The sequence below is a fragment of the Allobosea sp. 05T438 genome (assembly GCF_056396025.1).
Map to the genome: position 1 here is coordinate 412,977 of NZ_JBFTKQ010000003.1, position 17,681 is coordinate 430,657.

The window sequence follows — 17,681 nt, forward strand, 5'->3', positions numbered from 1 at the left end:
CGCCGATCAGGCCGAAGCTTCGATTTCCTTCATCACAGCCGCGGCTTCGGCGAAGGCGGTGTTGCCGGCAGGCACGCCGGCATAGATCGCCGTCTGCATCAGCACTTCCTTGAGGTCGTCCTGCGTGAAGCCGCCCCGGCTCAATCCTGCCCGGACATGCAGGCGGAACTCCTCCCAGCGGCCGAGGCTCGCGGTGATGGCGACGACCAGCAGGCGCCGCGTGCGGTCGTCGAGGCCGGGCCGGCTCCAGATCTCCTGCCAGGCGATGCGGGTTATCATGGCCTGGAAGTCGGCGTTGAACGGCGTGCGATTGGCGAGCGAGCGATCGACCCAGGCGTCACCCAAGACGCGGCGGCGATTCTTCAGTCCGGCCTCGAACAGGGTCTCCGCAGCTTCGGCCGCATTCGGGCCGGGCAACAGGAAGCCACGCAGCGCGCCTGCCAGGGCAGCGGGTGCCTCGAGCGGGGCGAGATGGCCGCAGTCGAGCCGTTCCAGCTTCACGTTCGGGATTGCCGCGACGAGGTTCTCGCCATGGCCGGCGAAGGGGGTCGAGACATCGCGTTCGCCAACGACGACGAGCGTCGGGCAGGCGAGGCCGGGAAGGCGGCCGATCAGATCCATGTCGCGGATGGCGGCGCCGGCTCCGGCATAGCCTTCGCGGGCCATGGCGACGAGACCGCGCCGCACACTCTCGGCGACTGCCGGCTGGCCGATGGCGAAAGCCGGCGAGAGAAAGCGCTGCATGGCGAGATCGGCGATCGCCACCGTGCCGCCGGCGCGGACCTTTTCAACGCGATCCTGCCATGCCGCGGGGTCCATGGTGGCCGAGGTGCAAATCAGCGCCAGCGCCGAGACGCGCTCGGGTCTGGAGAGTGCGAGCTCCATCGCGATCATGCCGCCAAGCGAGACACCGGCAACGGCGGCCTGCGCGATGCCGGCAGCGTCCATCACGGCAGCGACATCACCAGCCAACTGGGTGAGGGTGTAGTCGCCGTCGGGAGCATCGGAAGCGCCGTGGCCGCGGGTGTCGAGCCGCAGGACACGGAAGGAGAGCAGGAGGGCGGGGATCGCCGCGTCCCAGAGGCCGAGATCGGTGCCGATCGAGTTCAGCAGCACGAGCGCCGGCTTGTCGTCCGTGCCTTCGAGTTTCCAGTAGATGCGGGCGCCGCCGCTTGCTGCAAAAGGCATCGTCCGTCCCTCAGTCCTGCTGCGCGAGCAGCGCGGCGACCAAGGCCGGGCTCTCGCCGATATCGCTCCCGAGACCGGCTGCCGTGAGATTGCGGGCGATCGCTGCCTCGTCGACCTCAAGCCCTTCCGCGATCGTCGCCATTGCCTCGGCCGCGCCCGCTGCGAGCAGGAAGAGCTCGGCCAAGGCCGGGCCCTCGGCCTGCCAGCCGCCGAGACCGCGTTCCTGTTCGGCCGGAAGACCGGCGAGGATGCCGGCGACGAGGCCGGGCGCCCGCAAGGCGGCCGAAAGCGCAACCTGGCAACCGGTGGGATTGCGCTTGTGGGCCATGGCGGAGGAGCCGCCGCGGCCGGGAATCGCGGGTTCGCGGGCCTCACTGACACCGTTCTGGGCCAGGAGCGAGACGTCGCGCGCCATCTTGCCGAGCGCGCCGATGGCGATGGCGAGCGCCGTCGCGATGCCGGCGATGCCGCCGCGGCGGGCATGCCAGGGCGGCGTGTCGGGCAGGTCGAGCGCGGCGGCGAGGCGCGCCGACACGGCCGTGCCCTTGCCGCCGAGACCGGCGCGCGAGCCGGCGGCGCCGCCGAATTGCAACGTTGCGCCCGTTTCGACCTCGCGTCGCAGGCGCGCGGCCGCTTCCACCACGCCGGCCTGCCAATGCGCGATGCGCAGGCCGAAGCCGATCGGCAGTGCGTCCTGCAGGAGTGTGCGGCCGATCGCCGGGGTCGCGGCATGGCGCTGTGCGAGGGTGGTGAGCGCCGTCGCGACGCGCTTGAGATCCCGGTCGAGCAGACTGCTCGCGGCGCGGATCTGGCAGGCCAGTACGGTATCGGCGACATCCTGGCTGGTGGCGCCCTTGTGGAGGGCCTTTGCGGCTTCGCCCGTCAGGGCGGCGCGCAGCCGCGCCACCAGCGGGATCGCCAGCGTGCCGGCGAGCGCGGCTTCCTCGGCGAGCGCGGCGGTGTCGATCGCGATGGTCGCGCAAAGCGCGGCGATCACCTCGGCGGCCTCGGAAGCAATCAGTCCTTCTGCCGCCTCGGCACGTGCGAGCTCGGCTTCGAAGGCGAGGGCATGCCGAAGCGTGGCCGTGTCCGCGAACACGGCCAGCATCGCTTCGGTGGTCGCCTGCCTGGTTCTGAGGAGGGCGCTCACGCGGCCTTTGCGAGGGTCGAGGCGACTGCGAAGGGAGCCGCCGTCTTGGCCTTGACCTCGTCGAGGGTGACGCCTGGCGCGAGCTCGATCAGGGTGAGCCCGCCGCCCTTTTCCTTGTCGCAGCTCATGACGCAGAGATCGGTGATGATGAGGTCGACCACGCCGGCGCCGGTCAGCGGCAGGCTGCAACGCTCCAGCACCTTGGATTCGCCCGCCTTGTTGGCGTGATCCATCACCACGATGACCTTCTTGACGCCGGCGACGAGATCCATGGCGCCGCCCATGCCCTTCACCATCTTGCCGGGGATGGTCCAGTTCGCGATGTCGCCATTGGCCGCCACTTCCATCGCGCCGAGGATGGTCAGGTCGATATGGCCGCCGCGGATCATCGCGAAGCTGTCGGCCGAGGAGAAGAAGCTGGAGCTCGGCAAGATCGTGATCGTCTGTTTGCCGGCATTGATCAGGTCGGGATCGGCCTCGCCCTCATAGGGAAAGGGGCCGATGCCGAGCAGGCCGTTCTCCGACTGCAGGGTCACGTCGACGCCATCGGGAATGTAGTTCGCCACCAGCGTGGGAATGCCGATGCCGAGATTGACGTAGAAGCCGTCCTTCAGTTCCTTGGCCGCGCGCGCGGCCACCTCTTCACGGGTCCAGGCCATTATGCCGCCTCCCTCTTGCGCTCGGTTAGCTTCTCGATCTTCTTCTCGTTGATCGTGCTCTTGATGATGCGGTCGACATAGATGCCCGGCGTGTGGATCGCCTCGGGATCGAGCGAGCCCACCGGCACGATCTCCTCCACCTCGGCCACCGTCACCTTGCCGGCGGTCGCCATGTTCGGGTTGAAGTTGCGGGCCGTGCGCCGATAGACGAGGTTGCCGGCGGTGTCGGCCTTCCAGGCCTTGACGATGGCGAGGTCGGCCCGGAGCCAGGTCTCGCGGACATAGAGGTGCCCTTCGAATTCCTCGACCGGCTTGCCTTCGGCGACCACGGTGCCGACGCCGGTCTTGGTGTAGAAGGCCGGGATGCCGGCGCCGCCGGCACGGATGCGCTCGGCCAGCGTGCCCTGCGGGTTGAGCTCGAGCTCGAGCTCGCCGGCGAGATACTGCTGCTCGAACAGCTTGTTCTCGCCGACATAGGACGCGATCATCTTCCTGATCTGCCGGGTCTGCAGCAGCATCCACAGGCCGAAGCCGTCGGCGCCGGCATTGTTAGAGATCACCGTCAGGTTCTTCACGCCGGAGTCGCGGATCTGCGGAATCAGGCTCTCGGGATTGCCCGACAGGCCGAAGCCGCCCGACATGATCGTCATCCCATCGAAAAGCAGCCCCTCCAGCGCAGCCGCAGGGCCGTCGTAAATCTTGCGCGTCATCGGTCCTCCAAGGGCGCGGCTTGGCGCCGCGGCATTCGCTCCGGTGTCCCTGCCGCCGTGGCGCCAAAGCGCCGCCTTCGGGTCGGTCCAAAGTTTCCGGCGCGATCAGAATACGAACGCGGGAGAATGTCCATGGCCGCGACGCAACAGCGGCCAGGCCCCTGAAAAAAGGTTGGGCATGCGGCCCCGCCTTGCGGAGTTCAGGCTGCGGCCATCCGCTCCGGCCCGGGGATCGGGAAGACCCGGTCATAGGCCAGATTGAACAGGAAGGCGTAGACCACGTAGAAAATCACGATGGCGAGATCCATCAGGAAGGTCTCCCACAGGCTCATGCCGAGATACCAGGCGATCGGCGGCAGCAGCAGCAGGAGAAGGCCGCCCTCGAAGAGCAGCACATGCAGGACGCGCGTCGGGATGTTCTTCCGCGTGTGCCCGACCAGCCGGTACATGACGTGATCGAAGCCAAGGTTGAAGAAGAAATTCCAGATCGTCGCGACGGTGGCCGAGCCGACGCCGATCACACCCATATGCGTCGCCGGCAGGCCGAACAGCTGGGCGCCGCCGGGAATCACGAGCGCCAGTCCGATCGCCTCGAACAGCAGGGTATGGCGAACCCGGTCGGGAAAGGAGCGCATCGACATTCAAAACACCTGTTGTTCTCGTTGACGCGCCGCTTTCTATCGCCAAATTTGAGCGTCTCAAGTTAGGTATTATCTGGATTGCAGATAGATGAATGTATCTTTCGAGCAGTTGGAAGCCTTTGTCGCGGCGGCCGAGCGCGGCTCCTTCTCGGCGGCGGGCCGGGCTCTGCGCAAGGCGCAGTCGGCCGTCAGCACGCAGGTGGCCAATCTGGAGGAGGATCTGGGAATCGCGCTGTTCAGCCGGGCCGGCCGCAGCCCCGTGCTGACGGCGGCGGGCGAGCGGCTGCTGCGCGAGGCGAAGGTGATCCTCGACCGGCGCGAGCATCTGGTCGGTGTCGCCAGCGGCTTCGAGGCGCATGTCGAAAAGCGGCTCGTGGTCGCGATCGACGAGCTCTATCCGGAGCATCTGCTGGGTACGCTCTTCGCGGATTTCGCCCGGCAGTTCCCGCATGTCGAGCTGGAGCTGCTCTTCCCGCTGATGGAGGATGTCAGCCAGCTCGTCCTGGCCGGGCAAGCCGATATCGGGGTGATGTGGCGGCAGGAGGTGCTGCCGCCTGAGCTCGGCTTCCAGACGGTCGGCTGGGTGCCGATCAAGCTCGTCTGCGGCAAGGGACATCCGCTGGCCGGCACCCGCGTCGATTGGGAAGATCTCAAGCGGCACCGCCAGATCCTCATCGCGGCGCGAGGGGACGGGCCGGAGAAGCAGCGCCTGCGGGTCGCGGCAGAGGTCTGGTGGGTCGAGAGCCACTGGGTCATCCTGCAGCTGGTGAAGCAGGGCATCGGCTGGGCCTTCGTCTCCAGCTATGTCATCGAGCATTCGCCAGTAGCGGCCGACCTCGTCACTCCCGACCTGCAGTTCGATAATTTCGACCTGCCCGTGGCGCTGGAGATGGTCTGGCACAAGCAGCGCCCCTGCGGCCCGGCTGCGGCCTGGCTGCGCGAGCGCTTTGCCGCTGCACGCATTGCCGCCTGATCCCATCCGGTTTCGTCGGCGCGGAGCTCGAAGCACTGCATGGCTTCGCTAGTCTTAAAATCCGGAATTAAATTACACGCTCGCGACCGGGTCTCTGTCGAAGAGCAGGGCTGAAATCGAGAGAAAATCGGCATTCATGCCGAATTTCGACTCTCCGGCTTGTCATGCGGGGCGATGACGTAGTATCCGTATTGGTAATAAAATTTCATAATGCCGCCGAGGGCGGTTTCTTGTGGGGAGTGATTATGCAGAACGATTCCTTCTCTCGCGCTGCCGTGACGCGGCGCGGCCTGGGTGGCCTCGCGGCCGGTCTCGCCGCTTCGACCGTGCTCGCGCCGGCTGCCGGCTGGGCCCAGGCCGCCTCAAGCGCGAACCTTGCCATGGTCGGCGAGCCGCAGTCGCTCGATCCGATGGCGTCGACCGCCGATCTCGTCGGCACCATCATGCAGCATGTCTACGAGCCGCTATTCACCTTCGACGCCAACTGGGCAACGCAGCCGATGCTCGCCGCCGCGCTGCCGACCGTCTCGGCCGACGGCAAGACCTACACGATCGAGCTGCGCAAGGGCGTGAAGCTGCACAATGGCCGCGACCTTGATTCCGAGGACGTGGTGGCCTCGCTGAAGCGCTGGTTCGACATGACGCCGCGCGGCAAGGGCCTGGCGAAGAGCCTTGCCAGCCTGACTGCGAAGGGGCCGACCACGGTCGAGATCGTGCTGAACAAGGTCGAGCCGGCGCTGCTGGCGCATCTGGCACTGCCGTCCGGCTTCGCCGCGATCATGGCGAAGGAATCGATCGCCAATCCGCTGACCGAGTTCGTCGGCACGGGTCCCTACAAGTTCCGCGAGCGCAAGCCCGACCAGTTCGTCGTGCTGGTGAAGCACGAGGGCTATGCTTCGCGCAGTGAGCCGGCTTCCGGCTATGCGGGCAAGCGCGAGGCCAAGATCGACGAGCTCCGCTTCATTCCGGTGCCGAACGCCAATACCCGGCTTGAGGGCGTGATCGCGGGCCAGTACCAGTTCTCCGACCAGCTCGCGGTCGAGAGCTTCAAGAAGCTGTCCGGGGCGAGCGCGGCGCGGGCCGTGCTGACCATGCCCTTCGGCTTTCCCTATTTCCCGACCAACACCAAGCAGGGGCCGATGGCCGATCTGAAGGTCCGCCAGGCCTTCCAGATGGCGCTCGACCTCGAAGAGGTGCTGATGGCCGGCTTCGGCGAGCCGAAGTTCTTCGCGACCGCCGCCGAGCACTTCCCGAAGGGCTCGCCGTTCTTCTCCGAGGCCGGCAAGGACAAGTACAGCAAGGGCGATGCGGCCGGCGCCAAGAAGCTGCTGGCCGAGGCCAAGTATGACGGCACGCCGATCCGTATCCTCAATTCGAAGCAGTACGACTTCCATCACCGCATGGCGCTCGTCATGGCCGAGCAGCTGAAGGCGGCCGGCTTCAAGGTTCAGCTCGATGTCGTCGACTGGGCGACGCTGATCCAGCGGCGTGGCGATCCGGCGCTGTGGGACATCTACATCACCCATTCGGCCTTCCTGCCCGAGCCGATGCTCTCCCCGCCGCAGCTCGGCGAAGGCGCGCCCGGCTGGTGGTCGAGCCCGGCCAAGGAAGCCGCGCTCGCCGCCTTCAATGCCGAGCCGGACCCGGCCAAGCGCGGCGCGCTCTGGGGCAAGGTCCAGCAGGTGATCTATGACGAGGTGCCCTATATCCGCGCCGGCAATTTCGGCGCGCTCTCGGGCGCTTCGGCCAAGATGACCGACTACGCGGCGATGCCGTGGCCGTCCTTCTGGAACGTCGGCCTGGCCAAGTGATCCGGCCGGAGTAAACGGCCCATCATCGGCCCGGTGTCGCGCAGGCAACGCCGGGCCGGTTTCCAGTCAAGTCCGCCTTCGCCAACGGAGCGTATCGGATGCTCGCGCATATCGGACGCCGGTTCGCCGGCCTGTTGCTCGTGCTCTTCATCGTCGCCGCGCTGGTCTTCTTCCTGACGCGGCTGGCGCCGGGCGATCCGGCGGCGCTGATGCTGGGCGACCAAGCGACGGCGGAAGACATCGCGCGGCTGCGAGCCGCATATGGCCTCGACAAGCCGCTGCTGCTGCAGTTCTTCCTGTGGCTGAAGGAGGTCGCGGGCGGCAATCTCGGCCAGTCGATCTTCCTGCAGCGGCCGGTGACGCAGGCGCTTTTGGAGCGCGCCGAACCGACCTTCTTCCTGGCGATGTTCTCGCTCGCCATCGCTGCGGCGATCGGCATCCCCGCCGGCATCGCCTCGGCGGTGTGGCGCGGGCGCCCGGTCGACCAGGCGGTCAGCGGGCTTGCGATGCTGGCGGCCAACATCCCGAGCTTCTGGCTCGGCCTGATCTTCATCCAGCTTTTCGCGGTCAAGCTCGGCTGGTTCCCGGTTGCGGGCTACGGCCCGCCGCAGGCCAGCTTCGCCGAGCGGCTCCAGCACCTGCTGCTGCCCTCCGCCGTCCTCGGCGTCGTCAACTCGGCGCTGATCACGCGCTTCACCCGCGCCAGCATGCTCGATATCCTCGACGCCGATTTCCTGCGCACGGCGCGGGCGAAGGGGCTGTCCGAGCGCCGCGTCCTGCTGGGCCATGCCTTTCGCAACGTGCTCGTCCCGGTCATCACCGTGCTCGGCCTGACGCTGGCGCTGCTGATCGGCGGCGCCATCGTGACGGAGACGGTGTTCGGATTGCCGGGCGTCGGCAACCTCGTCGTCTCCGCGGTGCTGCGGCGCGACTATCCGGTAATTCAGGGGGCGCTGCTCGCGGTGGCAGCGATCTACGTCCTGATCAACCTCCTCATCGACGTGATCTATACGTTCGTCGATCCGCGTGTCCGCTACTGAGGCAGCGACGATGAACTCTCCCGTCCTCGCTTTCCTCCGCAGCCTGTTCCGGCGCAAGCTCGTGCTCGTTGCCGCCCTCGTCCTCGCGGTGGTCTTCGTCCTCGCCGTGCTCGCGCCCTTGATCTCACCCTATGATCCCGGTGCGATGCGTGTCGCGCGGCGCCTGCGCCCGCCGAGCGAGGTCAACTGGTTCGGCACCGACGAACTCGGCCGCGACATCTTTTCGCGCATTGTCTGGGGCGCGCGCGCCTCCTTGGGCATCGGTTTTGCCGTGGTGATGATTTCGGTCACGGTCGGCACGGCGTTCGGCCTGATCGCCGGCTATTTCAAGCGGCTCGACGCACCGATCATGCGCTTCGTCGATGCGTTGATGGCGCTGCCGGACATCCTGCTCGCGATCTTCCTGGTCGCGGTGCTCGGCGCCTCCGCCGGCAACGTCATCCTGGCGCTGTCGATCGTCTACACGCCGCGCGTCGTGCGCGTGATCCGCGCCTCGACGCTGGTCGTGCGCGAGCTGCCCTTCGTCGAGGCGGCGCGGTCCATCGGCGTCTCGACCCCGCGCATCCTGGCCGTGCATCTGCTGCCCAACATCGCCTCGCCGGTGCTGGTCCAGGCGACCTTCATCTTCGCCTATGCCGTGCTGGCGGAAGCGGGGCTGTCCTTCCTCGGGGCCGGCGTGCCGCCGGAGACACCGACCTGGGGGACGATGATCGCGTCGGGCCAGCAATATGCTGATGATGCCTTCTGGATCGTCGCTTTCCCGGGCCTCGCCATAGTCTTCGTGGCATTGTCGTTGCAGGTTCTCGGCGACGGGCTGCGCGACATGCTCGATCCGCGTCTCAGGAAGGCTCTGTGATGGCTGCCGCCGTTCCGCTCTTCTCCCAGACCTGCGTCAATCTCGCGAGGCTGGGAAAGGTCGGGGCGGCATCAGGTCGCCAGGCCGGTTTCGGCGGAGCTTCGACATGACCAGCACGTTCGATCCAACGGGAACGTCGCGCGCGGCCGGACTCGAGGATACCGTTGGCGCCTCCGACATCCTCAGTACCATCCGCACCGGCCTCGACGCCATGTCGGAGAGCCAGCGGCGTGTCGGGGCGCTCTTCCTCGACGATCCCGATTGGGCGGTGAAGGCCAATGTCGAGGAGATCGCGGCGCGCTCCGGCGTCAGCGCGCCGACGATCGTGCGCTTTGCCCGCGCCATCGGCTGCGAGGGTCTCAGGGACCTGAAGCTGAAGCTCGCCGGGGCGCTGGCGCTCGGCGCGCCGTTCCTGCACCGCTCGGTCCATGTCGGCGAGACGGCGGCCGATGTGGTGCGCAACGTCACCGGCAGCATGACCACGGTGATCGCCGAATGGCAGCGACGGATCGACCCTGCCGAGCTCGACCGGGCCGCCGCGGCGATGAAGCGAGCGCGCCGGATCGATTGCCTGGGCACCGGCGCGACCTCGCATTTCCTGGCGCAGGACCTGCAGGCACGGCTTTTTCGCCTCGGCCTGACCGCGAACGCCTTCTCCGACGCCCATTTCCAGCTTGTCGCCGCCGCGACCCTGACTTCGGCCGATGTCCTCGTGGCGATCTCCTTCGTCGGCCGCATGCCGGCACTGCTGCGCGCCGTCGAGGTTGGCCGGGCGCGGGGGGCGACGATCATCGCCCTGACGCAGGCGCGCACGCCGCTCGCCGAACTCGCCCACATCGTGCTGCCGATGGATGTGCCACGCGATGCCACCATGTTGGTCGGGACGGACGCCTATGTCGTCCAGCTCATCGCGATCGAGATCCTGATGATCATGGTCGGGCTGCGTCAGGGGCCCGAGCTGATCGCCCGCATGAACGATCTCCATCACGTGCTGAACACCTACGGCGTCGACCGCGAAGACCCGTCCGTCCTGCATGCCGGCTGGCGCCAGATGCTGGATTCCGACCTTGGGTCGTCCGAAACGGGCTGAGGCGGCCCACGAGAGCATTTTCGCGTGTCTCCGAACCGTAGAAATGCTCTATGTCTTTGTTTTATCGCATTTTCTTCACGCGAACCGGCATCCACTTCGCTGGAAAATGTTCTGGCCGCTACTGCTGGAAAGTCCAGAGCAGGCTCTCGCTCAATTCCTTGAGGGCCTCGACCGCATCCGGCCGTTCGCGCGCGACCGCGGCGATCAGGGCGTCCGCGATTGCGAAGACGGCGGTGGGAGAATTGGGCAGCAGGCGACTGCGCGCGGGCGCGAAGAGCGTGACATCGGCGATCGACGCGAGCGGGGAAGTCGGACCGTCGGTCAGTGCCAGGAGTTTCGCGCCGCGCTTCTTGGCGAAGCTCGCGAGGTCGAGCGTCGAGCGTGAGTAGCGCGGGACCGAGATCGCCACCAGGAGATCGTCCGGTCGTGCCGACATCATGTGGCGCACCGCACGCTCCGGGCCGGTTCGGGCCGAGGCGAAGATCACATCCGCTCCGAGGTAGAGAGCCAGACCGTCTTCAAGGAACGAAGCGACATGGTGGCTTGCGCCGGAGGCCGCGATGAAGACCCGCGGCGCCTTGAGCAGCAGCTCGACGGCCCGCGTCACCGCTTCCTCCGTCAGTCCTTCGCGGGCTGCCTGCAGATTGGCGGCCTGGTCGGCAAGTGCGGCCTCGACGGTTGCGAAGGTCGAGCCGGCGGCCGAGCGGGCGCCGGCGAAGCTGTCGACGGGAGCATGGGCGAACTTCAGCGCAGCCGAGAGCGCGCCGCGAAACTCGCCATAGCCGCCATAGCCGAGCGCCCGGACGAAGCGCGTCACCGTCGCGTTGGAGGTGCCGCTCCCTTCCGCCAGCCCTTCGATGGTCATCGTCGCGACGTCGAGCGGATGCTGCAGCACGAAATCGGCCGCACGGCGGTGGCCGTTGCTCAGGGACGGGTAAATCCGAGCGATCCGGTTCGAGAGATCCGTCGACGGCTTCAGGCCCTGGGACATGTGCCTCCGCCCGGTTGACGTTCAAAAATTTTCATGTTTGCTACCGGACGAAAATAAACCTGTCAAAACGACAAGCGGGAGCGGATACCATCATGCGTCAATCCCTGTTCGTCGCGGCACTCGCCGCAACGTGCCTGTCCGCCACGGCGGCCTCGGCCCAAACCTTGCGCATCGCGCTGGCTTCCGAGCCGACGGCCGTCGATCCGCACTATCATGACCTCACTCCGAACAACGCTCTGGCGCAGCACATCTTCGACTCGCTCGTCAGCCAGGATGAGAAGCAGAAGCTGCATCCGAGCCTTGCCTCGTCCTGGGAGAATGACGGCAAGAACCGCTGGACCTTCAAGTTGCGCGACGGTGTGAAGTTCTCGAACGGCAAGCCGTTCACGGCCGAGGACGTGGTTTTCACCTTCTGCCGCACGCTGAAGAACGAGACCAAGGTGTCGGATTCCTTTGCCGACGTCACCGGGAATTTCGCCTCGGTCGAGACGCCCGATCCGCATACGCTGGTGATCAACACCATCAACCCGGAGCCGCTGCTGCCGAACCTGCTCTCGGCGCTCAGCATCCTCTCGGCTTCCATCGCCGAGCACGGGCCGATCAGCTACGACATCGCCAAGAACTGCGGCGTCACCGGCCCCTGGCCGACGGTCAGCGGCTTCAATGACGGCTCGCTTGCCGTCGGCACCGGCCCCTACAAGCTGAAGTCCTATGTGCGGGGCTCGGCGATCGAGCTCGAACGCAACCCGACCTATTGGGGCAAGGCCGAGCCCTGGGAGCTCGTGCGCCTGCTGCCGGTGACCAATGCCGGCCCGCGCCTCGCCGGCCTGCTCGCCGGCGATTACGACGTGATCGAGAATCCGGCGGCGCGCGACCTCGGCCGGATCAAGGACGACAAGCGCTTCGGCCATGTCATCACGCCCTCGACCCGCGTGATCTATTTCCAGCTCGACGTCGCCCGCGACCAGAGCCCCTTCGTCAAGTCCGAGGACGGCAAGAACCCGCTGAAGGATGCGCGCGTGCGCAAGGCGATGTCGCTCGCCATCGACCGCGATGCCATCGTCAAGCGCATCATGGATGGCGCTGCCGAGCCCGCCTACCAGTACCTGCCGACCGGGATGTTCGGCACGCTGCCGAACCCGCCGAAGCTGGCCTATGACCCCGCGCAGGCGAAGAAGCTGCTGGCCGAGGCCGGTTATGCCAAGGGCTTCCAGCTCACGCTGTCGACCACCAACGATCGCTACATCAACGACAGCCAGATCACCCAGGCGGTCGCGCAGTACCTGACCCAGATCGGCATCAAGACCGAGGTCGACGCGATGACGCGGGCGATCTACTTCCCGCGCCGGGCCAAGAAGGAATTCAGCGTTGCACTCGGCGGCTGGGGCTCCGGCACCGGCGAGGCCGCGTCCTTCCTGCGCCAGTGGCCGCCGACCCCGAACGAGACCAAGACGCTGGGTGGCTCGAACTATGGCGGCTACAAGAACGACCAGTTCGACAAGGTGATCCGCGAGGCCGTGACCACGCTCGACGACGCCAAGCGCGCCGAACTGCTGCAGGAGGCCGGCAAGCTCGTGCTCGCCGACGGCGCCTTCATCCCGCTGCACTTCGAGAGTGGCGTCTGGGCCTTCAAGTCCAACCTCGCTGTCACCGGTCGCGCCGACCAGTACATGCTGGCGATGTCGGTCAAGCCGGCCGCCAAGTAAGCCTCGCCGGGCAAGTCCCCCGAAAGTGACGGGTGGCCCGCCAGGGCCGCCCGTTCGCAACACGTAGCGGAGCCGGTCTCACCCCATGACCGCCTATGTCCTGCAGCGGCTGATCCAGAGCGTGCTCGTGCTGCTCGCGGTCTCGGTCGTCGTCTTCTTCGCCGTCTATGGCATCGGCGATCCGATCGAGCTTCTGGTCTCGCCCTCGGTCAGCTCGGCCGAGCGCGAGGCGCTGATCCGGCGCCTCGGTCTCGATTTGCCGATCTGGCAGCAATATTTCGTCTTCATCGGTAACGCGTTGAAAGGCGACCTGGGCCGCTCCTTCGTTCATGGCGTGCCGGCGATCGAACTGATCTTGGCGCGTCTGCCCGCGACCTTCGAGCTTGTGCTGCTGGCGATGACGCTGGCGATCTTCACCGGCGTGCCGCTCGGGCTCTATGCCGGGCTCGATCCGGAAAGCCGGCCCTCGCGCATCATCATGGGCAGCACCATCCTCGGCTTTTCTCTGCCGAGCTTCTGGAAGGGCATGATGCTGATCCTGCTCTTCGCCGTGCTGCTCGGCTGGCTGCCGACGGCCGGGCGCGGCGAGACGGTCTCCGTCCTCGGCTTCAAGACCAGCCTGCTGACGCTGGACGGGCTGAAGCATCTGGCACTGCCGGCGATCAACCTCGCCATTCCCAACATGGCGCTGATGATCCGCCTCGTCGCCGCGGGCACGACCGAGACGATGACGCAAGACTACGTCAAATACGCCCGCGCCAAGGGCGTGCGGCCGCGACGCATCGTCGGCCGCCACGTGCTGCGCAACATCCTGATCCCGGTCGTCACGGTGGTCGGCATCGAGTTCGGCAGCCTCGTGGCCTTCTCGACCATCACCGAGACGGTCTTCGCCTGGCCGGGCATGGGCAAGCTGCTGATCGATTCGGTTTACCAGCTCGATCGGCCCGTGGTGGTCGCCTATGTCCTGCTGGCGACGCTGCTCTTCGTCGCGGTGAACTTCCTCGTCGACATCCTCTATGCCGCGCTCGACCCGCGGGTGAAGCTGACGGGAGAGATGGCATGAGCGCAAAGACCAGGGCGCCCGCCGTTCCCGCCTATGCCGACACACCCCTGCGCGAGAAGGTACTGCGCCGCATCCGCAGCCGGCCGACGACGCGCGGTGCGGCCATCCTGCTCGGCATCATGGTCCTGCTCGCTCTGCTTGCGCCGTTCATCGCGCCGCAGAACCCGCACGACCTCGCCGCCCTCAGCGTGATGGACAACCGGCTGCCGCCGGGCGAGGCCGGCATGAACGGCATGACCTATTGGCTCGGCACGGATTCACAGGGCCGCGACATGCTGAGCGCCATCCTCTACGGGCTGCGCACCAGCCTGATGGTAGGCCTTTCGGCAACGCTGGGGGCACTGTTCATCGGCATTTCGGCCGGGCTTCTTGCCGCACAGTTCGGCGGCGCGGTCGACGCCGTGATCATGCGCGTTGTCGACTTCATGCTCGGCTTTCCCTCGATCCTGATCGCGCTCGTGCTGCTCGCCTCGATCGGCCGCGGTGTCGACAAGGTCATCCTTGCCATCGTGCTCGTGCAATGGGCGCAATATGCCCGGCTGATGCGCGCCTCCGCGCTGGTCGAGCGCCGCAAGGAATATATCGAGGCCGCCCTGAATTTCGGCCTGCCGACCCGACACATCATGATTGCTCACCTCCTGCCGAATTCGGTCGGCTCGGTGCTGGTCGTCGCCTCGATCAGCGTCGCCAGCGCGATCACGCTGGAGGCGACGCTGTCCTTCCTCGGCGTCGGCGTGCCGGTGACGCAGCCCTCGCTCGGCCTGCTGATCGCCAACGGCTTCGAGTTCCTGCTCTCGGGCGAATACTGGATCGCGGTCTTCCCCGGCATTGCGCTGGTGCTGCTGATCGTCTCGCTCAACCTTGTCGGCGACCGGCTGCGCCGCAGCTTCAACGTGCGCTCATGACCGACGCCCTGCTCGATGTCCGCGGTCTCAGGACCGTCTTCCATGCGCTCGACGGTGCCTGGCCCGCCGTCGACGGCGTCGATCTCAGCGTCGCGCGCGGCGAGGTGCTGGGGCTCGTCGGCGAGTCCGGTTCCGGCAAGTCGGTGACCGGCTTCTCGCTGGTTCGGCTGATCGACCCGCCGGGCGAGATCGTCGGCGGCACGATCAGCTTCGGCGGCGAGGATCTGCGCGCCGCTTCGGAAGAGCGGCTGCGTGATCTGCGCGGCGACCGCATCGCCATGATCTTCCAGGATCCGCTGATGACGCTGAACCCGGTGCTCAGCATCGGCGAGCAGATGAGCGAGGCGATCCTGGAGCATCGTCAATGCACACGCGACGAGGCGCTGGCGGAGGCTTCGAAGGCGCTGGCGCGCGTCGGCATCTCCTCGCCCGAGGCGCGGCTGAAGCAGTTCCCGCATGAGTTCTCCGGCGGCATGCGCCAGCGCGTCGCGATCGCGACCGCGCTGCTCAATGCGCCCGACCTGATCATCGCCGACGAGCCGACGACGGCGCTCGACGTCACCATCCAGAGCCAGATCCTGTTCGAGGTGCAGAAGCTCAGCCGCGAGACCGGCACCGCCGTGCTCTGGATCACGCACGACCTCGCGGTCGTGGCCGAGCTCGCCGACCGGGTGGCGGTGATGTATGCCGGCCGCGTCGTCGAGATCGGCCCGGTCGATCAGGTTCTCGATGCGCCGCGTCACCCCTACACGCTCGGCCTGCTCAACTCGTCGGCTGCCAATGTCGCGCCCGGCGAGCGGCTGAACCAGATCGACGGCGTCGCGCCGCGCATCGATGCGCGCCCGAGCGGCTGCCCGTTCCGGCCGCGCTGTCCGCGCGTCCAGCCGGTTTGCGCCGAGCAGGACCCGACCACGACGGCCGAGGGCGCCCGCAGCTTCCGCTGCCATAACCCGGTCCCGTTTGGAGAGGCGGCATGAGCGCGCCCATCATCGAGCTCAAGGGCGTCACCAAGCATTTTCGCCGCAATCCGACGCTGGCGGAGCGCATCCTGATGGCGACTGGCCGCGGCAAGGCGCCGCCGGTGCTGCGCGCCGTCGACGGTATCGACCTCAGCGTCAAGCGCGGCGAAGTGCTCGGCCTCGTCGGGGAATCCGGCTGTGGCAAGTCCACGCTCGCGCGCGTCGTCACGGGCATCCTCAAGCCGAGCGCGGGCGAGGTGGTCTACGAGCAGCGGCCTGTCGCGGGGCTGAAAGGCAAGGAGCGGCTGGACTTCCTGCTCAAGGTCCAGATGATCTTTCAGGACCCGTACGCTTCGCTCGACCCGCGCATGAAGGTCAGCCGAATCGTCGGCGAGGCGCTGAGCGTCCACAAGCTGCTGCCCAGGGGCGAGATCGACAAGGCGGTGGATCAGGCGCTGAGCGAGGTCGGGCTCGACCTTGCCTATCGCGAGCGCTACCCGCACCAGTTCTCGGGCGGACAGCGCCAGCGCATCGGCATCGCGCGGGCGCTTGCCGTGAAACCCGATTTCCTGGTCTGCGACGAGCCGGTTTCGGCGCTCGATGTCTCCATTCAGGCGCAGGTCGTCAACCTGTTCATGGATGTGCGCGAGCGACACGGCCTGACCTATCTCTTCGTCAGCCACGATCTCGGCCTCGTCAGGCATATCAGCGACCGGGTCGCGATCATGTATCTCGGCCGTATCGTCGAAGTCGGGCGGGCGACCGAGATATTCGCCGAGCCGGCGCATCCCTATAGTGCGGCGCTGATCGCCGCGATCCCCTCGGCGGCCCGGCGCAAGCGCGCTTTCCAGCCGCTCAAGGGCGAGCTGCCTTCGCCATTGGCTCCGCCGCCCGGCTGCCCCTTCCATCCGCGCTGCGAGCAGGCGATGCCGGTCTGCCGCGAGGTTCAGCCGAAGCTCGTCGAGATCGCGCCCGGGCGCAGCGCCGCATGTCATCTGCACAAGGCTCCGGAGGCCGCATGACCACCACCACCCTCAAGCCGCCGGTCGGCCGCAGCACGCTGCCTTTCATCGACCGCCGCCATCCTGACCGGCCGCTCGTCGTGAACTTCTACCGGCCCGCCCGCCATCAGCCCAACGATCCCGTTATCGTCGTGCAGCACGGCATGATGCGTAATGGCGACGACTATCGCGATTTCTGGGTCGATGCGGCCGAGAAGCACGGCCTGCTTATCGTCGCGCCGACCTTTCCCGACGCGCATTTCCCGAAGGCCGAAGGCTACAACAACGGCCTGATCGTCTCCGCCGACGATGCCATCGCTCCGCGCGAGCAATGGCTCTACGCCGTGCCCGAGCGCGTGCTGGACGCGTTGCGCGCCGGCGGGGTGATCGACCGCCCGGTCATCCGCATCTTCGGTCATTCGGCCGGCGGGCAGTTCGTGCACCGCATGCTGGCGACAGAGGGTGGGGAGCTCTTCGCGGCGGCGATGGCCTCCAACCCAGGCTGGTACACCCTGCCGACGCTCGATAGGCGCTTCCCGGAAGGGCTCGGCGGGCTCGATCTCGACCGCGGTGCGCTCACACGCTGGCTCGCCTATCCCATGATGCTCTTCGCCGGCGACCGCGACATCGTCACCGACGATCCGAACCTGCCGGCGCAGGCCGAGGCGCTGGCGCAGGGGCCGCATCGCTATGGCCGCGCGCATTTCATGCTCGACTTCGCCCGGGCCGAGGCTGCGCGTCTCGGCGTGCCCTGCAACTGGCAGCTCGTCACGGTGCCGGGGATCGGGCATGACGGCGCGGCGATGTCGCGCGCTGCGGCGGCCTATTGGTTCGAGGCTGGCCGGATTCCGCCGGTGGAGGAGCTTGGAAAGCAGGTCGAACCCGTACTCTGACAACTCCTGCTGCGGCGCAATATTGCCGACCCGGTGCGAGAGCTG

The 17,681-nt window shown here is 67.1% G+C and carries 17 protein-coding genes; 11 read left to right on the forward strand and 6 right to left on the reverse strand.

Annotated elements, in window-relative coordinates; all coding sequences use genetic code 11:
- Positions 1-6 precede the first annotated feature (6 nt).
- The 5 genes from pcaDC to AC1DIN_RS10410 all read right to left on the reverse strand — a co-directional run bounded on the left by pcaDC (position 7) and on the right by AC1DIN_RS10410 (position 4,348).
- A complete protein-coding gene (gene pcaDC / locus AC1DIN_RS10390; protein WP_476809701.1) occupies positions 7-1,188 on the reverse strand; it encodes a bifunctional 3-oxoadipate enol-lactonase/4-carboxymuconolactone decarboxylase PcaDC in 1,182 nt (393 codons plus the stop codon).
- A 10-nt stretch (positions 1,189-1,198) separates the two neighbouring features.
- Positions 1,199-2,338: a lyase family protein gene (locus AC1DIN_RS10395; protein WP_476809702.1), complete on the reverse strand. Its 1,140-nt coding sequence runs from the start codon at positions 2,336-2,338 to the stop codon at positions 1,199-1,201.
- Positions 2,335-2,997 (reverse strand): 3-oxoacid CoA-transferase subunit B, encoded by a 663-nt coding sequence (locus tag AC1DIN_RS10400; RefSeq protein WP_441469151.1) that lies wholly within the window; start codon positions 2,995-2,997, stop codon positions 2,335-2,337. The genes AC1DIN_RS10395 and AC1DIN_RS10400 overlap by 4 nt, the downstream gene beginning before the upstream one ends.
- Complete coding sequence (locus tag AC1DIN_RS10405) at positions 2,997-3,707, reverse strand: CoA transferase subunit A (protein WP_441469150.1); 711 nt, start codon at positions 3,705-3,707, stop codon at positions 2,997-2,999. Before AC1DIN_RS10405 ends, AC1DIN_RS10400 begins: the two co-directional genes overlap by 1 nt.
- Positions 3,708-3,907: 200 nt before the next feature.
- Positions 3,908-4,348, reverse strand: coding sequence for a PACE efflux transporter (locus AC1DIN_RS10410; RefSeq protein WP_476809703.1), 441 nt, complete (start codon positions 4,346-4,348; stop codon positions 3,908-3,910).
- Positions 4,349-4,436: 88 nt separating this feature from the next.
- On the opposite strand from AC1DIN_RS10410, the gene AC1DIN_RS10415 reads away from it, so the two are divergent.
- From AC1DIN_RS10415 to AC1DIN_RS10435, 5 genes are all read left to right on the forward strand, one after another.
- Positions 4,437-5,321 carry a LysR family transcriptional regulator gene (locus tag AC1DIN_RS10415; RefSeq protein ID WP_476809704.1) on the forward strand — a complete coding sequence of 295 codons (885 nt, stop codon included), beginning with the start codon at positions 4,437-4,439 and terminating at the stop codon, positions 5,319-5,321.
- Positions 5,322-5,566: 245 nt separating this feature from the next.
- Positions 5,567-7,132 (forward strand): ABC transporter substrate-binding protein, encoded by a 1,566-nt coding sequence (locus AC1DIN_RS10420; protein WP_476809705.1) that lies wholly within the window; start codon positions 5,567-5,569, stop codon positions 7,130-7,132.
- A gap of 98 nt (positions 7,133-7,230) precedes the next feature.
- On the forward strand, positions 7,231-8,172 hold the full coding sequence (locus AC1DIN_RS10425; protein ID WP_476809706.1) for an ABC transporter permease: 942 nt from the start codon (positions 7,231-7,233) through the stop codon (positions 8,170-8,172).
- A gap of 10 nt (positions 8,173-8,182) precedes the next feature.
- On the forward strand, positions 8,183-9,028 hold the full coding sequence (locus tag AC1DIN_RS10430; RefSeq protein ID WP_441469145.1) for an ABC transporter permease: 846 nt from the start codon (positions 8,183-8,185) through the stop codon (positions 9,026-9,028).
- Between the two features lie 106 nt (positions 9,029-9,134).
- A complete protein-coding gene (locus tag AC1DIN_RS10435; protein WP_476809707.1) occupies positions 9,135-10,118 on the forward strand; it encodes a MurR/RpiR family transcriptional regulator in 984 nt (327 codons plus the stop codon).
- Between the two features lie 118 nt (positions 10,119-10,236).
- Here the strand turns inward: AC1DIN_RS10435 and AC1DIN_RS10440 are convergent, their stop codons facing one another.
- A complete protein-coding gene (locus tag AC1DIN_RS10440) occupies positions 10,237-11,109 on the reverse strand; it encodes a MurR/RpiR family transcriptional regulator (RefSeq protein ID WP_441469143.1) in 873 nt (290 codons plus the stop codon).
- Positions 11,110-11,201: 92 nt separating this feature from the next.
- Between AC1DIN_RS10440 and AC1DIN_RS10445 the strand changes: the two genes are divergently transcribed.
- The 6 genes from AC1DIN_RS10445 to AC1DIN_RS10470 all read left to right on the forward strand — a co-directional run bounded on the left by AC1DIN_RS10445 (position 11,202) and on the right by AC1DIN_RS10470 (position 17,636).
- Positions 11,202-12,815, forward strand: a complete 1,614-nt coding sequence (locus AC1DIN_RS10445) for an ABC transporter substrate-binding protein (RefSeq protein WP_441469142.1) — start codon at positions 11,202-11,204, stop codon at positions 12,813-12,815.
- An 85-nt stretch (positions 12,816-12,900) separates the two neighbouring features.
- Complete coding sequence (locus AC1DIN_RS10450; RefSeq protein WP_476809708.1) at positions 12,901-13,878, forward strand: ABC transporter permease; 978 nt, start codon at positions 12,901-12,903, stop codon at positions 13,876-13,878.
- The gene (locus AC1DIN_RS10455) at positions 13,875-14,783 is read left to right on the forward strand and encodes an ABC transporter permease (RefSeq protein ID WP_441469140.1); all 909 of its coding nucleotides are present in this window, start codon (positions 13,875-13,877) and stop codon (positions 14,781-14,783) included. The genes AC1DIN_RS10450 and AC1DIN_RS10455 overlap by 4 nt, the downstream gene beginning before the upstream one ends.
- Complete coding sequence (locus tag AC1DIN_RS10460; protein ID WP_476809709.1) at positions 14,780-15,760, forward strand: ABC transporter ATP-binding protein; 981 nt, start codon at positions 14,780-14,782, stop codon at positions 15,758-15,760. The genes AC1DIN_RS10455 and AC1DIN_RS10460 overlap by 4 nt, the downstream gene beginning before the upstream one ends.
- Complete coding sequence (locus AC1DIN_RS10465; protein WP_476809710.1) at positions 15,757-16,764, forward strand: ABC transporter ATP-binding protein; 1,008 nt, start codon at positions 15,757-15,759, stop codon at positions 16,762-16,764. Before AC1DIN_RS10460 ends, AC1DIN_RS10465 begins: the two co-directional genes overlap by 4 nt.
- Positions 16,761-17,636, forward strand: coding sequence for an alpha/beta hydrolase (locus AC1DIN_RS10470; protein WP_476809711.1), 876 nt, complete (start codon positions 16,761-16,763; stop codon positions 17,634-17,636). The genes AC1DIN_RS10465 and AC1DIN_RS10470 overlap by 4 nt, the downstream gene beginning before the upstream one ends.
- The last annotated feature ends 45 nt before the right edge of the window (positions 17,637-17,681 follow it).

What these genes read in the sequence shown, in the direction of transcription:
- pcaDC (WP_476809701.1), bottom strand. Translation starts at nt 1,188, where the DNA reads ATGCCTTTTGCAGCAAGCGGCGGCGCCCGCATCTACTGGAAACTCGAA.
- AC1DIN_RS10400 (WP_441469151.1), bottom strand. Translation starts at nt 2,997, where the DNA reads ATGGCCTGGACCCGTGAAGAGGTGGCCGCGCGCGCGGCCAAGGAACTG.
- AC1DIN_RS10405 (WP_441469150.1), bottom strand. Translation starts at nt 3,707, where the DNA reads ATGACGCGCAAGATTTACGACGGCCCTGCGGCTGCGCTGGAGGGGCTG.
- AC1DIN_RS10410 (WP_476809703.1), bottom strand. Translation starts at nt 4,348, where the DNA reads ATGTCGATGCGCTCCTTTCCCGACCGGGTTCGCCATACCCTGCTGTTC.
- AC1DIN_RS10415 (WP_476809704.1), top strand. Translation starts at nt 4,437, where the DNA reads ATGAATGTATCTTTCGAGCAGTTGGAAGCCTTTGTCGCGGCGGCCGAG.
- AC1DIN_RS10420 (WP_476809705.1), top strand. Translation starts at nt 5,567, where the DNA reads ATGCAGAACGATTCCTTCTCTCGCGCTGCCGTGACGCGGCGCGGCCTG.
- AC1DIN_RS10425 (WP_476809706.1), top strand. Translation starts at nt 7,231, where the DNA reads ATGCTCGCGCATATCGGACGCCGGTTCGCCGGCCTGTTGCTCGTGCTC.
- AC1DIN_RS10430 (WP_441469145.1), top strand. Translation starts at nt 8,183, where the DNA reads ATGAACTCTCCCGTCCTCGCTTTCCTCCGCAGCCTGTTCCGGCGCAAG.
- AC1DIN_RS10435 (WP_476809707.1), top strand. Translation starts at nt 9,135, where the DNA reads ATGACCAGCACGTTCGATCCAACGGGAACGTCGCGCGCGGCCGGACTC.
- AC1DIN_RS10440 (WP_441469143.1), bottom strand. Translation starts at nt 11,109, where the DNA reads ATGTCCCAGGGCCTGAAGCCGTCGACGGATCTCTCGAACCGGATCGCT.
- AC1DIN_RS10445 (WP_441469142.1), top strand. Translation starts at nt 11,202, where the DNA reads ATGCGTCAATCCCTGTTCGTCGCGGCACTCGCCGCAACGTGCCTGTCC.
- AC1DIN_RS10450 (WP_476809708.1), top strand. Translation starts at nt 12,901, where the DNA reads ATGACCGCCTATGTCCTGCAGCGGCTGATCCAGAGCGTGCTCGTGCTG.
- AC1DIN_RS10455 (WP_441469140.1), top strand. Translation starts at nt 13,875, where the DNA reads ATGAGCGCAAAGACCAGGGCGCCCGCCGTTCCCGCCTATGCCGACACA.
- AC1DIN_RS10460 (WP_476809709.1), top strand. Translation starts at nt 14,780, where the DNA reads ATGACCGACGCCCTGCTCGATGTCCGCGGTCTCAGGACCGTCTTCCAT.
- AC1DIN_RS10465 (WP_476809710.1), top strand. Translation starts at nt 15,757, where the DNA reads ATGAGCGCGCCCATCATCGAGCTCAAGGGCGTCACCAAGCATTTTCGC.
- AC1DIN_RS10470 (WP_476809711.1), top strand. Translation starts at nt 16,761, where the DNA reads ATGACCACCACCACCCTCAAGCCGCCGGTCGGCCGCAGCACGCTGCCT.